Origin of the sequence: Chryseobacterium viscerum (assembly GCF_002899945.2) — a bacterium.
Classification (GTDB): domain Bacteria; phylum Bacteroidota; class Bacteroidia; order Flavobacteriales; family Weeksellaceae; genus Chryseobacterium; species Chryseobacterium viscerum.
This window is the reverse complement of sequence record NZ_PPEG02000007.1, coordinates 272,421-286,770: the sequence shown is the minus strand read 5'-3', so window position 1 is coordinate 286,770 and position 14,350 is coordinate 272,421. Positions and strand designations below refer to the sequence as shown.

The window sequence follows — 14,350 nt, the reverse complement described above, 5'->3', positions numbered from 1 at the left end:
AAACAGCCTTTTTTTATTCTATAAATTCAATAGGAATGGGCTTTAGCCCATTTATTAAAAAGAAATCCTTCAATTTGCTTTAGCCGAAACTTACAATTATTTCTTATGATAATGATGCGGAAAAGCATCTTCCGGTTTCATTCTGAAAACATTCAGCAGGATCCAGGATTTCAAGAACCCGTAGCCGTAAGAAAACATTTGAATATAAGTGGAAATAACTGCCATACCGGCAATACTGATATTTTTCGTCAGCAGTAAGGCATGAAAAAGCACCAAAAAGGTGTACAATCCATAAAAAGCAAGGATTATCCCTCTTCCCATGATAAAATACTCCAGAAAGCCCATTATATAACCCAACATAAACAAAGTTGGAAAAGCAAAAGAGATTTTCACATAATTAGGATGCCTCTGATTAAGAATAGGTCTTGCACAGCCAAACTGATAGACCTGTTTGGAGAATTTACCGAAATCTACCCTGCGTTTATGGTATACTGCAATATCATCAAAAAAGGCGGTCGTAAAACCGTTTTCCCAAAGGGTCATAGACAGATCCGGATCTTCCCCTATCCTCATCTCTGAAAACCCACCAACCTTCTCAAAAACAGCCTTTTTTACCCCCATATTGAAGCTTCTGGGTTGGAATTTGGAAACAGCTTTCTTACTTCCCCTGATTCCTCCGGTTGTAAAAACAGAAGTCATAGAATAAGAAATAGCTTTCTGCATCAGATTAAAACCTTTATGTGCCTTATCTGCTCCCCCAAATGCATCACAAGGAATGGTCTGAATATCTTTTTTGATATGTTCAATATAATCAGCTTCAACAATGACATCACTGTCTACAAATACCAGCCATTCATTTGCTGCTCTTGCCGCCCCATAATTCCTTGTCAATCCAGGTCCTGAATTATCTTTTCTGAAATATTTAATATCCAGAATTCCTTCAAAATTCTTGATGGTGGGTTTCAGATCGATCAGAGAACCATCATCTACGATAATCATCTCGAACTCCTTATCTGTCTGTTGAGTAAGAGAAGTCAGCAGCTCAAAAAGTTCATCTTTTCGGTTGTAAATGGCAACGACAATGGAAATAGTAGGCTTCAAATTGAAAATTTTTCAAAATTACTTATTCGCAGCACAACCTACAAACAGTTTAACAGCTTATTCAGAGAAATTAACTCAGATAAAATTTATTGTTCTCAGTGAATGCATATTATCTGTGAAATTCTGAGCCAACCAATTTGACATTTTAAACAAAATGAACACAAGGAATCCCTCCTAATTTTGCTATAGAAATTTAAAACAAAAAAAATGGAACCAATTATCAGCACATTACAGCAACCTATTCAATCGGGATTTAATGCCTATTCAACCGCTCAGGAAGTTATTAAAGGAATTGATCTTACCGGAAAAACAGTTATCATTACCGGCGGTTATGCAGGAATTGGGCTTGAAACCACAAAAGCGCTTACTTCAGCCGGAGCACATGTCATTATTCCCGCAAGAGATATTGAAAAAGCTGGAAAAAATCTTTCAGGAATTGAAAATTTTGAACTTGAAAAAATGGATCTGATGGATCCGGCATCGATAGAGGCCTTTGCAGAAAAATTTGTCTCGTCAGGAAGAAGTCTGGATCTTCTGATTAATAATGCAGGCATTATGTGGGTGCCCCTTCGCAGAGACAGCCGAGGGTTTGAATCCCAGCTGGCAACCAATTACCTTGGGCAGTTTCACCTTACATCAAAACTGTGGTCGGCTCTGAGAAAATCACAGGCTGCGAGAGTCATTACTGTGTCTTCTTATGGACATCAGATGTCCTCTTTTAATTTTGAAGATCCCAATTTTGAGAAAAGAGACTATGACACTCTTGCAGGCTATGGACAGTCAAAAACAGCCTGTAATCTATTTGCGGTAGAATTGGATGAAAGAGGAAAAGAATTCAATATCAGAGCGTATTCTCTTCATCCGGGTTCTGTGTATGGCACTGATCTCGGCAGAGAGGAACCTATTGAACTTTTTAAACAGCTTGGAACGCATGATGAAAACGGAACGATAAAACCGGAGGTTGAAGCACGATTAAAAACTCTTCAGCAAGGGGCTGCCACTACAATCTGGTGCTCTGTAAGTCCTCAGCTTAATGAAATTGGTGGTGTTTATTGTGAAAACTGTGATATTGCGGAGATAGACAAAGGTCACATTGAGCATCGATTTGATGAACCTGCTACCATCCGTGGGGTACAACCCTATTCTATCGATAAAAAAAATGCAGAACGGTTGTGGAAACTAAGCGAAGAGATGCTGGGATTCCGTTTTGATACGAAATAAGTGTTTTTTAAATACATTTGTAATGAAAAACTTTTGACAATGGATTTCCAGATACAATATCTCACACCGGATATCAAGCTTTCCAGTTATGACGACAAACTGTTCAAAACGGAAACGGTTTTTGAATACCATATGCTGGTCTGGTTTATATCTGGAGAAACGAAAATTATTCAGGCAGATAAAACCTATGTTTTTAAAGCGGGGGATATTTTCCTCATTCCGAGGAATCATCTTGCCACGATCATCAATTATCCGAAAGACGGACTTCCTCATAAAGCGGTGGTCATGCATCTTACGACCGAACGCCTGAAACAATTTTATGCTTCTATTGATCTTACACAGAAAGTGGCTCCGCGAGAATCCTGTATTCACAGTTTTAGCAGTCATCCACTTCTGAACAGCTGTCTGGCTTCTCTTATTCCTTATTTTGAGGTTGAAGGACCTTTTCCTGAAAATATTGCTCATTTAAAGATTACTGAGGCCATCAGTATTGTAAGAGAAATTGACCAGAATATAGATGCTATACTGGCAGATTTTGATGAACCGGGAAAAGTGGATCTGATTAATTTCATGGAAAAGAATTATATGTTCAATATGCCTTTGGAGCGGTTCGGATATCTTACCGGAAGGAGCTTATCTACTTTCAACCGGGATTTCAGAAGGATTTTCCTAACGACACCACAGCGTTGGCTCACTCAAAAGCGTCTTGAACTCGCTTATTATCATTTATCCGAAAAGAATAAAAAGCCGTCCGATGTTTTTCTGGAAGTGGGTTTTGAAGATTTGTCACATTTTTCACATGCTTTTAAAAAACAGTATGGTTTTGCCCCTTCCCTGGCACGATAAAATAACATAGGCTGTATCACAATGAATACAGCCTATTTTTATTTTGATATAAAACTGAAGTCTGCTATATAAACAAACCTGATTTAAAATAAATATACATTACCGCAGAAATAAAAAATGCGATCACTGAACAGCTGAACAGAAGCAGTTTGAACAGCGTTTTAAAATAATAAAGCTCCAGTACATGCAGGACAAAAAACATTAAAAACGAAAGGCTGACTCCTATTAAAGAAGCTACCACTAAAGTTTGTGTATAGTTTTGTTCCGGTAAAGGATCTTTAAAAACAATAAAAAAAGAAAATGCAGCCAATACTAAAGCTATTGCACTTACTTTCTCTGTGAAATATTTTGATTTTTTTGATTCCTTCTTTTGAGGCTTTTCATCATAATTCAGACTCTTTCTGTCAGGAGTTGAGCGTGATAATCCAGAACCACCCTGAAATATTCTGGATATATTAAAAATGAAATCTAAAAAATCAAGAAAATCTCCTAACACTTTTTCTTACTATTTATTATCTTCCAGTTTATGTACTTTCTTCGTTCCTTCATACATTTCGTACTGTAAAAATCTCGTTTCCAGCTTTCCGTTGAAAAGTTTGATCTTTCTTGAAGGACGTAGTCCGATTTTCTTCACTGCTTCCAGATCAGAAGAGATTAGCCATGCTAATGTATTCGGATAATGGGTTTTAAAGGTATCTCCGATTTTTTTGTAGAAATCATCATCATTGATGGAAATTCTCTCATCGTATGGTGGATTGAATACCATTAATAACGGGAAAAGTTCTTTTTTCGAATCAAAGAAATCCTGTTTTTTAATCTCAATAACATCTTCCATTTCTGCTGCTTCTACATTTATTCTTGCGGCATTCAGCATTCTTGAATCGATATCATATCCTACGATTTTTCCATCAAACTGTCTTACTCTGTTGATTCTGAATTCTTTAATTTTTGAAAACAAATCTGCATCATAGTTTTTCCAGTTCTGGAATCCGAATCTCTTTCTGAAAATCTGAGCCGGAAGATCCATAGCGATCATCGCTGCTTCAATCAACAAGGTTCCGGAACCACACATCGGGTCAAGGAAATTTCCTTTTCCATCCCAACCTGCCAGCTGAAGCATTCCGCTTGCTAACACTTCATTGATAGGTGCTTCTCCCTGCTCTTTTCGGTACCCTCTTTTGAATAGAGCATCTCCGGAAGAGTCCATTGAGATCATCACCAATTCTCTGTCGATATGAAGGTGAAATTTTATATCCGGTTCTCTGGTTTCCACATTCGGACGTCTTTTGAATTTGTCCTGGAAATAATCCACGATGGCATCCTTCATTTTTAACGTGACAAACTGAGAATGTTTGAATGTTTCAGAGTTTACTGTTGCATCAATAGAGAAAGACTGGTTAACATCCATAAAGTTCTCCCATTCAAATTTGAACAATCTGTCATAGAACTGATGTTGATTAAAAGCCTTGAACTCGTGAATTGGCACTAAGATTTTCAATGCTGTTCTCGCAGAATAATTGATTTTATAAAGAAAACCAAGATCTCCCTCACAATTTACTGCTCTGTTTTTAATTTCAACGTTTTTTCCACCCAGTTTTTTGATTTCTTCGGCAAGAATAGGCTCCAATCCGAAGAATGTCTTTATCTGTATTTTTATATTTTCTGTATCCATAAGTATGAATTAAAAGTTTTAAAGTTTTTAAAATCAAAAGATTAGCTATGTAACTTATTGTCCAATTGAATTTCTCAATCTCTTAATGTTGTAAAATACTTTGCTTTTAACCGCACAAATTTAGTTATTTTTGCATTATGGAATGGTTTGAATCTTGGTTTGATACCCCTTATTATCATTTGCTTTATAGCAACAGAGACTATACAGAAGCTGAAAACTTCATTACAAAGCTTACTGCGGACCTTCAGCTTCCGCCTCAATCGAAAATCATAGATCTTGCCTGCGGAAAGGGAAGACACTCTGTTTTCCTCAACAAATTAGGGTATGATGTTTTGGGACTGGATCTTTCAAGACAAAGCATTGAGTCTGATAAACAGTATGAAAATCAAACGTTGATTTTTGATGTTCATGATATGAGAAATCCAATTGATGCAGATCCTATGGATGCTGTATTCAACTTATTTACAAGTTTTGGATATTTCGACAATGAAAATGATGACAAAAAAGTATTCCAATCCGTTTACAATGTGCTAAAACCTGGAGGATATTTTGTACTGGATTACCTGAACGAGGAGTATGTAAGAAATACATTAGTTCCTGAAACGGTCATTACCCGTGGTGATATTGATTTTAAGATCCTGAAAAAGATTGAAGGGAGACATATCATCAAAGATATCCAGTTTGAAGCAGATGGTAAACCGCTTCATTTCTTTGAAAAAGTAAAACTTCACCCATTAGAAGCCATTCATGCCTATGCTTCTGAATGTGGTTTTGAAAGAATAAAAATCTGGGGAGATTATCAGCTGAATGAATTTAAGAAAGAAAATTCTCCACGATGCATCAATTTATTTAAGAAAAAATAATGACAACAGTACTTTTACTGATTTTAAGTGTAGTAACAGGAGTATTTCTGGGAAAACACTTTGGTAAAAAAGAAAAGCTAGCCAAAAACCTATTGATATTAAGTGCGGGCTTTTTGATTACCATCTGTCTCAATGAAGTTTTCCCGCAGGTTTATACCTCTGCAGGAAGCAATAGTCTTGGGATATTTGTGATTGGAGGAGTTCTTCTGCAGATGATTCTGGAAGCCCTTACCAAAGGTTTTGAACACGGACACTTTCACCATCATAGTGAGCACAATATTCTTCCTGCTGCCTTAATGGTAGGATTATTTATCCATGCTTTTATTGAAGGGATTCCTTTGGCCAATGAAACGCATGAGATGTCACCTTATCTTTGGGGAATTGTATTTCACAATCTTCCTATTTCATTTATTCTGGGGGCATTTTTATTCAATAGAAAAGGAGAATCAAAGAGTTCTTCATCATATCCTTCTATTCTGATTGTAGCCTTATTTGCTTTGGCTTCTCCAATGGGAATGCTATTGGGAAATTATTTCAATCCTGATCTACAGCCTTATTTTCTGGCTATTGTAGGGGGAATTTTCCTTCACATCTCTTCAGTAATCATTTTTGAAAGCAATAAGAATCATAATATCGACTGGACGAAGATTGGCCTGGTTGTTTTAGGAGTTTCACTGGCATTGATGATGCATCTTTTCCACCAACATCCTGCTGCTCATTCTCATTAAAAATAAAGATAAAAATAAAAATAAAAAAAGCTCCGAAATTCGGAGCTTTTTTGTTGTTGTATATACTTAATGTTTTAAGCTTAGAATTTCCATCCTACAGTAAGGAAGAAATTGTTTCTGTTACTTTTTACATCACTTACTGCGTAAGAATCACTTTCGAAGATTTTATTTGCAGAATAGTAAGATGAATCAAAATTATCACCCATATATCCTCTCATAAAAGGATTGGCATATTTAGAAGAGATATTCTGATAAGATGCATCTACATAGAAAGATCTGAAATCATATCCGATACCAAATGAAAGCGTATTTCTATCACTTAATATCAAGTTGCTATAAGACTGATCTCCTACACTTCCGGCATCATTAAATCTGCTGATCGTAAGCGCATCAAAAGGACTAGACTGGTACGAGTAACCTCCTCTCAATCTGAACTGCTGTACTCTGTACTCAGCTCCTACTCTTACTTCTGAAAGATTTTTGTAGTTATCCTTAAAGAAGCTATTCAACTCTCTTTCTGCACCACCATATACTTTATAGTCAGGCTTTGTAAGTCCAAGGGTATAATCTACGTTCAATGAGAAATTTTTACTTGCTACAAATGCAGCACTCACAGTTGCTTTAAGCGGTGAAGTAAACTTTCTGTTTTCAGCACCCATATCGTCCCCGTAAGTAGGGTCGTTGTAGAAATAGTAGTTTCTGTCTATCGTCCAGAATGTAGGCGTTTCAAGAGACGCTCCCACTCTGAAATTAGGACTTAGCTTTCCGATTACCCCTAATGAAGCAGAAAAACCTGAAGATCTTTCTGAATATGGAGTATCCTGCTTACTAAATCCTTCTGTAGAATTATTGGTTAGATTTCTGTAAAACAAGTTGTCATATTGATCAATTGAAGCATTGAAAAAATTGAAACCTGCTCCCAGATATAAATTATGATTATAATTCGCTCCTACCCCAAAACTCATTTTTGACAAATTACCGTATCTTTCATACATGTGCCCTGCCAATGCAGCGTCTTTCGTTATATCCGCTTTATCAAAAGCATACACGATATTATTATTACCTGGCGACTGAATTACATTGTCAAGTTGTTGATTGGAAAAATTAATACCAATATTAATAAACTTCCATCCAGTCTCTGTCATCAGTGGGAAAGCAATTATCCCTCCTGCATTTCCAAGATCACCTTTCGTTTTGCTATAGTCTATAGTAGATCCTGCCCAAGAGCTGCTGTTTTTATTTCCTAAAATAGATAAAGTTCCTGAAACCTCTCCTGAAATAGCTACCCCTAAACCTGCCGGGTTGGTAAGCAGAGAGTTTGCATCACCACCTAGCGCACCATTAGATCCAGCCATTGCATTAAACTTAGCCGATCCCACCATAGGAGTACTTGAGTAAACATCTACAGTATTTCTTATTACAGAAACATCCTGAGCCTGCGCATAAAATGCAGCAGAAATACTCATTAATACTAAAGATTTTTTTAACATTATTTTTTAATAGTTTATTAGTTTGAAAATTATCTGAAGCCGCCTCTGCCTCCGCCGCCGGATCTCATTCCGCCGCCACCGCCTGAAGAACCGCCTCTGAAGCCTCCTCCACTGGAACCACCGCTAGATCTGAAACCTCCTGAATCATTAGATCTGAAGCCTCCATTATTATTGTTGTTATATCTTGGCTGTGGTTGCTGATAATTGTAATTAGGTCTTGTTTGTGGTGCAGAATTACGGAATCCACCGTTAGACTGTGTATTTCTGAAACCTCCGGAATTCCCGTTTCTGAAGCCTCCTGAATTACCGTCTCTGAATCCGCCATTGCTGTTTCTGAAACCACCACTTGAGTTCGAATCTCTGAAACCTCCATTATTGGTGTTTCTGAATCCGCCGTTTCCATTACTATTTCTGAAACCTGAATTATTTGTATTTGTTCTGTATACAGCGTTGGCTACCCCAGTATTCTGGAATCCTCCTCCGCTCACACCACTTCTTCTGTAAACAGGTCTGTTGTAGTTGCCACCACCCCAGTAACCTCCTCCGTAGCCCCAGTAAGGGTTTCCGTAGCCGCCCCAGAATGGATCATAGTATCCTCCATAACCACCATATCCCCAGTATGGGTTTCCCCATCCGTAAGAGCCTCCCCAGCCCCATCCGAATGATCCGCCCCAACCCCAGGACATGCTTCCACCCCAGCCCCAGCCGCGGTTCATGCCCCAATATGGGCTATAGCCACCATACATTCCCCAAGGAGATCCCCATCCCCATGAGTTATCATAGTAGTTCGTTTGAGAACCTGAATAAAGTCCCCAATCGGAATCTGTAGCATTGGTGTTCCAATTCGGATTGGTACCACTCCAGTCACTATATCTGTTTTGCTGTTCTCTGGAATTCGTTTGTGCATTTTGAATCACATTAGAATCCTGATAGTAGTCATAGTATTCTCCTACCCTGTTTCCGCTATCATTAATGATAACTCCTTCAGGTAGCGTATCCTTATTGGGGTCGTAATACACCCCGTCTGTCTCGCTATACCCTCCCATCTGAGCACCACAAGACACAAGTAATAATCCGCCCGATATGGCCAAAATCCCTTTGGATCTTAGCAGACCAAGCAAATTTTTATGTATATTTCTTTTCATGATAACGTAAAAATTTTTAATTTAAATTATATTTGCAATCTGTACCAAAAATGTACCAAAGCACTGGTAGAAAAATCTATCAAAAATAGATTTTTATTTTTAGATAACAATAATGTACAAAAGTTAAAAAAATTTTAAAAAATAATGGCAAAATTAACCTCAAGAAGCGAAGATTACAGCAAATGGTATAATGAGCTGGTTGTAAAAGCTGATTTAGCTGAAAGCTCAGTCGTGCGTGGATGTATGGTAATCAAACCGTATGGCTATGCAATCTGGGAAAAAATGCGTGATGAAATGGATAAAAAATTCAAAGAAACAGGTCACGTTAACGCATACTTCCCGCTTTTTGTGCCCAAGAGCTTGTTTGAGGCAGAGGAAAAAAATGCAGAAGGTTTTGCAAAAGAATGTGCTGTTGTTACTCACTACAGATTAAAAACCGATCCGAACAATCCATCCAAACTGATTGTGGATCCGGATGCAAAACTTGAAGAAGAACTTATCGTTCGTCCTACTTCAGAAGCTATTATCTGGAATACATACAAAAACTGGATTCAATCTTACAGAGATTTACCAATATTGATCAACCAATGGGCGAATGTGGTTCGTTGGGAAATGAGAACACGTCTTTTCTTAAGAACAACAGAATTCTTATGGCAGGAAGGGCACACTGCTCACGCTACCAAAAACGAAGCCGTAGAGGAAGCAGAAAAAATGAATAAAGTCTATGCAGATTTTGCAGAGAACTTTATGGCAATACCGGTAGTTCAAGGATTAAAAACACCTTCTGAAAGATTTGCAGGAGCAGATGAAACGTACTGTATCGAAGCATTGATGCAGGATGGAAAAGCATTACAAGCAGGAACATCTCACTTCTTAGGTCAGAATTTCGCAAAAGCATTTGACGTAAAATTCACCAACAAAGAAGGAAAGATTGAACATGCATGGGCTACATCATGGGGAACATCAACGCGTTTGATGGGAGCTTTGATCATGACCCACTCTGATGATTTCGGATTGGTATTACCTCCTACTTTAGCGCCAATTCAGGTAGTGATTGTTCCTATCTTTAAAGGAGAAGAGCAGTTAGAGCAAATCAGTGAGGTTGCGTTGGATATCCAGGCGAAGCTGAAGGCAAAAGGAATTTCTGTGAAATTTGATAATGACACTCAGAACAAACCGGGTTGGAAATTTGCAGAATACGAATTGAAAGGAGTTCCTGTAAGAATCGCAATGGGACCAAGAGATTTGGAAAACAAATCGGTGGAAATCGCCAGAAGAGATAATCTTACAAAAGAAGTTCGTTCTATTGAAGGGCTTGATACTTACATCGAAGAGTTATTAAAAACTATTCAGCAGGACATTTACAATAAAGCTTTTGAATTCAGAGACAATAATATCACGAAAGTGGATACTTATGAAGAGTTCAAAAAAGTGCTGGAAGAGAAAGGTGGTTTCATCTATGCTCACTGGGATGGTACGGCTGAAGAAGAAGAACAGATCAAGGATGAAACGAAGGCAACGATCAGATGTATTCCTTTAGATGATGATATAGAAGAAGGAATTTCACTGATCTCTGGAAAACCATCTAAGAGACGTGTGTTATTTGCAAAAGCGTATTAAAAAATTTAATAATTTTAAAAAAATTAGTTAATTTTTAAGAAATATTCAAAAAAAAGTGACATTTGGACAGATTTTTGTTTAAATTTATCTCAACATTAATCAAAAAAATTTATTATTATGTCTTTAAATGTCATTGATTTAATTAAAGGGCAATTAGGTCCCGCTTTGGTTTCACAAGCTGCATCGCAGTTTGGAGAAAGTGAATCCGGTATTTCTAAAGCAATTGGTGGACTATTACCTGCTGTAGTAGGTGGATTAGCCAATAATGCAGATAAACCTGGCGTTGTGGATGCTATTACACAGGCCTCATCAAGTGGAATTTTAGGAAATTTATTAGGCGGATCGTCTAGCAGTCCTATCATTTCTACTTTGTTGTCTTCAATTTTTGGAGATAAAGTAGGTGGATTAGTCAATTCTATTGCAAGTTTTTCAGGAGTCAGCAACACCACTGCAGGTTCTTTGTTAAGCCTGGTGACTGGAGCGACAGCAGGTACTGTCGGAAAATATGCAGCAGACAATAATTTGGGTGCTTCAGGTATTTCCAGCTTACTGAATGATCAGAAAGGCATTATTTCTTCTTTACTGCCGGCAGGTCTTTCTTTGGCTTCCTTTGGACTAGGAGCTGAAAATTGGTTTGGCCAGGCAAAAGAAACGGTTTCTTCTGTTACTTCTACTGCTAAAGATAACATCGCCGAAGGTGTTGCTACAGCAAGAGAAAATGTTTCGGAAGGAGCAAGAGAAATAAGAGAACAATTTAATGATAATAACAATAATAATCAAGGCGGAGGCTCAATCTGGAAATGGTTGCTTCCGCTTTTATTATTAATTGCAGCCGCCTATTTCCTATGGAAACAGTGTGAGAAAAAACAGACGACAACGACTACAACAGCGACGTCTGACTCTGCAACAGCTGGTTCAACTGCAGATACAGCATCTGCAACTGTAACCCCTGCTCCGGCAACTGCTAAAACTGATGAAAACATTGACCTTAACGGGGTAATGTTAAAAGGTTACAAAGGCGGAATGGAAGATCAGATGATTACTTTCCTAAAATCCGGAGGGTATAAGAATGCAGCTGATGATTCAGTATTGAAAGAGAAGTGGTACGATTTCGATCACGTTAATTTCAAAATGGGAAGCTCTACGGAACTGGAAGCTGGTTCACAAGGACAATTGGATAACTTAGTAGCTATTCTTAAGGCTTTCCCTGAAGCAAAAATCAAAGTTGGAGGTTACACTGATAAAACAGGAAACGAAGCTTCTAACGTAAAATTGTCAAAAGCAAGAGCTGAATTTATCAAAGCTGCTTTAGCTAAAGCTGGCGTTGGTGCACAGGTAATTGCTGCAGACGGTTACGGAAGTCAATTTGCTAAAGTAGATGCTAAAGCTTCTGATGCTGAAAGAGCTGCTGACAGAAAAATGTCTATCAGATTTGCGAAATAATCTTTAGACTTAATAAAAATTAGATCCCGGGAAGTAATTTCCGGGATTTTTTCTTTCCATATTTTTGTGTTTACATTTATTTAATTAAATTTGTTAGTCATTTCTAACATTTATGAATTTCAATATAAAAGGCGCCTGGCGAAAAGATAAAACATCTCACTCCTTATCAGAGGTTTATTCATCTATCAAAGTACCTAAAAATGCAAGTTTTTGGAGGAAGTATCTTGCGTTTGCAGGACCGGGACTGATGATTGCGGTAGGATATATGGACCCGGGAAACTGGGCTACGGATATTGCTGGGGGAGCTCAATTTGGATATACCCTACTTTCAGTTATTCTTATCTCCAATATTTTCGCAATGGTTTTACAGCATTTATCTGTAAAACTAGGTGTTGTAGCAGAAAGAGATCTTGCACAGGCCTGTAGGGATCACTTCAGCCCTACTACTAATTTTATTCTTTGGGTGTTCTGTGAAATAGCCATTGCCGCCTGTGATCTCGCCGAGGTCATTGGTTCTGCTATTGCCTTAAACCTATTATTTCATATTCCGCTGACCTGGGGAATTGTCATCACAACAGTTGATGTCTTAATTATCCTCTTGCTTCAGTCCAAAGGTTTCCGATGGATTGAAAGTATTGTAGGTGGACTTATATTCATTATTCTAGCCTGTTTCATTTATGAAATTGTGATCTCCCAACCTGCTTTCAACGAAATTCTGGGAGGATTGGTACCTCAAAAGGAAATCATTACAAATCCGGCCATGCTTTATATTGCTATTGGGATTTTAGGAGCTACAGTCATGCCCCACAACCTTTATCTTCACAGCAGTATTGTACAGACAAGAGATTACACCCGAGATACTGAAGGGAAAAAGGAGGCAATTAAATTTGCTACTTTAGACAGTACCGTTTCACTGATGCTGGCATTTTTCATCAATGCTGCCATACTTATTCTCGCAGCAGCTACATTCCATACAACGGGTAATGAACATGTTGCAGACATTCATGATGCCTATAAAATGTTGACTCCTATTTTGGGAGCTTCCATGGCAAGTATTGCGTTTGCAATTGCTCTATTAGCCTCCGGACAAAATTCAACATTGACAGGAACGCTTGCAGGGCAGATTGTAATGGAAGGATTTTTAAATATCAGATTAAAACCATGGCTGCGAAGACTTATTACAAGACTTATTGCTGTAATTCCTGCACTTATTGTTGCTATTCTTTACGGAGAGAAGGGAACAACTGATCTGTTGGTTTTAAGCCAGGTAATTCTTTCTATGCAGTTGAGTTTTGCGGTTGTTCCACTGGTGATGTTTACCAATGATAAAGCCAAAATGGGTGAATTTGTCAATAAGCCATTCCTTAAAATCTGTGTATGGGTTATTTCCATTATTATCATTATTTTGAATCTATATCTCTTATATCAAACGTTTGCAGGAGAACAATAGCCTAGAGCTGTCAATAGTCAATTTTGTTTCACAATATCAATAATCAAACGATAAACTCCTTTAATTTACAAGGGTGGGCGCATTGACCTATTTAAGTTTCAAAATGCCCCTTACCTACTCATTATTTTTCTGCCTTAATGTCCTGATTTTAGATTTGGCAGGCTCTTTGTGAAACAATCAGTAAATAAATATTGAATTATGGAAAACAAGGATATTAACGAAGAAAGCATCAATAATCAGGAAGAAAACAATGTTCAAAACGAAGCAGCATCTCAGGACAATGTGACAGTTGCTCCTTCTCCAGAAGAACTTTTGGCAGAAGAAAAAGACCGTTACATCAGATTATATGCTGAATTCGAAAACTATAAAAAAAGAACGAGTAAGGAGAAGATGGAATTCTTCCAGTACGCTAACCAGGAAATGATGGTTTCAATGTTAGGAGTTTTAGATGATTTTGAAAGAGCATTAAAAGAAATCGCTAAAAACGGAAATCCTGCTGACCTTCAAGGTGTAGAACTGATCTATCAGAAATTCAAAAATAAACTTACTGAAAAAGGCTTACAAACAATGGAAGTAAAGGCTGGTGACAGCTTTAATGTTGATTTCCATGAGGCGATTACTCAGATCCCTGCTCCATCAGAAGATTTGAAGGGAAAAATCGTAGATGTTATTGAAACAGGATACACTTTAGGTGATAAAGTAATCCGTTTTGCAAAAGTAGTAACAGGAAATTAAAATTAATAAATGATAAATGATGAGTGATAATGGATG

13 protein-coding genes are annotated in these 14,350 nt (G+C 37.7%); 8 read left to right on the top strand and 5 right to left on the bottom strand.

The features are described 5' to 3' along the window. Positions 1-96 precede the first annotated feature (96 nt). Positions 97-1,101 (bottom strand): glycosyltransferase, encoded by a 1,005-nt coding sequence (locus C1634_RS17785; protein ID WP_109738850.1) that lies wholly within the window; start codon positions 1,099-1,101, stop codon positions 97-99. 207 nt (positions 1,102-1,308) lie between these two features. Between C1634_RS17785 and C1634_RS17780 the strand changes: the two genes are divergently transcribed. Next, a complete protein-coding gene (locus C1634_RS17780; protein ID WP_103232070.1) occupies positions 1,309-2,322 on the top strand; it encodes an SDR family NAD(P)-dependent oxidoreductase in 1,014 nt (337 codons plus the stop codon). Between the two features lie 39 nt (positions 2,323-2,361). Continuing rightward, positions 2,362-3,168: an AraC family transcriptional regulator gene (locus C1634_RS17775; protein ID WP_109738849.1), complete on the top strand. Its 807-nt coding sequence runs from the start codon at positions 2,362-2,364 to the stop codon at positions 3,166-3,168. A gap of 64 nt (positions 3,169-3,232) precedes the next feature. Here the strand turns inward: C1634_RS17775 and C1634_RS17770 are convergent, their stop codons facing one another. Continuing rightward, entirely contained in the window at positions 3,233-3,664 is a 432-nt protein-coding gene (locus C1634_RS17770) for a branched-chain amino acid ABC transporter substrate-binding protein (protein WP_103232068.1), read from the bottom strand. Positions 3,665-3,673: 9 nt separating this feature from the next. After that, positions 3,674-4,840, bottom strand: a complete 1,167-nt coding sequence (locus C1634_RS17765) for a THUMP domain-containing class I SAM-dependent RNA methyltransferase (protein ID WP_103232067.1) — start codon at positions 4,838-4,840, stop codon at positions 3,674-3,676. Between the two features lie 137 nt (positions 4,841-4,977). Here C1634_RS17765 and C1634_RS17760 point away from each other — a divergent pair, with 137 nt between their 5' ends. Then, positions 4,978-5,703 (top strand): class I SAM-dependent DNA methyltransferase, encoded by a 726-nt coding sequence (locus tag C1634_RS17760; RefSeq protein ID WP_103232066.1) that lies wholly within the window; start codon positions 4,978-4,980, stop codon positions 5,701-5,703. Further along, positions 5,703-6,431 (top strand): ZIP family metal transporter, encoded by a 729-nt coding sequence (locus C1634_RS17755; protein WP_103232065.1) that lies wholly within the window; start codon positions 5,703-5,705, stop codon positions 6,429-6,431. Before C1634_RS17760 ends, C1634_RS17755 begins: the two co-directional genes overlap by 1 nt. A gap of 80 nt (positions 6,432-6,511) precedes the next feature. Here C1634_RS17755 and C1634_RS17750 read toward each other — a convergent pair whose 3' ends face one another. Together C1634_RS17750 and C1634_RS17745 are read right to left on the bottom strand one after the other, a co-directional pair. After that, positions 6,512-7,897 (bottom strand): OmpP1/FadL family transporter, encoded by a 1,386-nt coding sequence (locus C1634_RS17750; RefSeq protein WP_228410102.1) that lies wholly within the window; start codon positions 7,895-7,897, stop codon positions 6,512-6,514. 53 nt (positions 7,898-7,950) lie between these two features. Then, on the bottom strand, positions 7,951-9,066 hold the full coding sequence (locus C1634_RS17745) for a prolyl-tRNA synthetase (protein ID WP_109738848.1): 1,116 nt from the start codon (positions 9,064-9,066) through the stop codon (positions 7,951-7,953). A gap of 144 nt (positions 9,067-9,210) precedes the next feature. Here C1634_RS17745 and proS point away from each other — a divergent pair, with 144 nt between their 5' ends. The 4 genes from proS to C1634_RS17725 all read left to right on the top strand — a co-directional run bounded on the left by proS (position 9,211) and on the right by C1634_RS17725 (position 14,314). Then, the gene (proS, locus tag C1634_RS17740) at positions 9,211-10,686 is read left to right on the top strand and encodes a proline--tRNA ligase (RefSeq protein WP_103232062.1); all 1,476 of its coding nucleotides are present in this window, start codon (positions 9,211-9,213) and stop codon (positions 10,684-10,686) included. Positions 10,687-10,803: 117 nt separating this feature from the next. Then, positions 10,804-12,129 (top strand): OmpA family protein, encoded by a 1,326-nt coding sequence (locus C1634_RS17735; protein WP_103232061.1) that lies wholly within the window; start codon positions 10,804-10,806, stop codon positions 12,127-12,129. A gap of 112 nt (positions 12,130-12,241) precedes the next feature. Beyond that, on the top strand, positions 12,242-13,579 hold the full coding sequence (locus C1634_RS17730; protein WP_103232060.1) for an Nramp family divalent metal transporter: 1,338 nt from the start codon (positions 12,242-12,244) through the stop codon (positions 13,577-13,579). A 198-nt stretch (positions 13,580-13,777) separates the two neighbouring features. Then, complete coding sequence (locus tag C1634_RS17725) at positions 13,778-14,314, top strand: nucleotide exchange factor GrpE (RefSeq protein ID WP_103232059.1); 537 nt, start codon at positions 13,778-13,780, stop codon at positions 14,312-14,314. Positions 14,315-14,350: the final 36 nt, after the last annotated feature.